General features: G+C 71.2%; 2 protein-coding genes. Both read right to left on the reverse strand.

All coding sequences use genetic code 11. From position 1 onward, the window contains the following. The coding region (locus tag CCL05_RS43550) for a dTDP-4-dehydrorhamnose 3,5-epimerase family protein (RefSeq protein WP_086565925.1) at nucleotides 1–429 on the reverse strand (429 nt) is incomplete at its 3' end. Next, the coding region (locus CCL05_RS43555; RefSeq protein ID WP_208641765.1) for a polysaccharide pyruvyl transferase family protein at nucleotides 426–866 on the reverse strand (441 nt) is incomplete at its 5' end. The genes CCL05_RS43550 and CCL05_RS43555, both read right to left, overlap by 4 nt.

Raw genomic sequence — 866 nt, forward strand, 5'->3', positions numbered from 1 at the left:
GTCCTCGGCCGGATCGTGCGGGCGGTCGATCCGGTACGAGGTGTCGGCGGTTTCGGTCAGCGCCTGGAAGCCGTGCGCGCACCCCGCCGGGATGTACAGGGTCGTCTGCGTGTCGCCGGACAGCTCGAAGAAGGCCTGGCCCAGGTAGGTCGGCGAGTCGGGGCGCAGGTCCACGACGACGTCGAAGATCCTCCCGTACGAGCACCGCACCAGCTTGGCCTCGCCGGCGCCGGAGCGCAGGTGCAGGCCGCGCAGCACGCCCCGGACCGAGCGGGACAGGCTGTCCTGGACGAAGGCGTCCGGGTCGAGGCCGACCGAGCGGACCACGTCGGCGTCGAAGGTGCGGCAGAAGAAGCCGCGCTCGTCGGTGTACGGCGTCGGCTCGAACAGGTACGCGCCGGCGATCCGGGGGACTTCGGTCGCTTTCATGAAGCCTTCCGCAGGGTGTGGGGGTGGTCGGTCGCCGGGAACAGTGCCGTGGTCAAGTCGGCGAACTGGTCGTCGAGTTGCCGTGAGGCGGACTGGTTCCGCTCGGTGAGGGTCTGCCGCAGCTCGGCCGAGCGCTTCTCCAGCTCCCGGAACTGTTCGAGCAGCCGGCCGGCGTCGACCTCGCGTGCCGGGTGGCAGTAGGCGCCCAGGCCCATCTCCGCCATGAGCGCGTCGCTCTTCGCCGCGTAGCTGAGGGCGAGCGTCGGTGTGCCGGTCTTCAGCGCGCAGATCAGGTTGTGGTAGCGGGTCGCCACGACGGTGTCGGCAGCCGCCGTCTCCTTCATCAGGCCGGCCAGCGAGGCCGCCCCGGCAGCGGTGACCAGCGGCGAGTCCACCGCGTCGAGGATCGCGGCGACCACCGGCGCATCGCACTGGTC

Origin of the sequence: Streptomyces africanus, from assembly GCF_002150735.1 — a bacterium.
In the GTDB taxonomy this organism is placed as follows: Bacteria; Actinomycetota; Actinomycetes; order Streptomycetales; family Streptomycetaceae; genus Streptomyces; species Streptomyces africanus.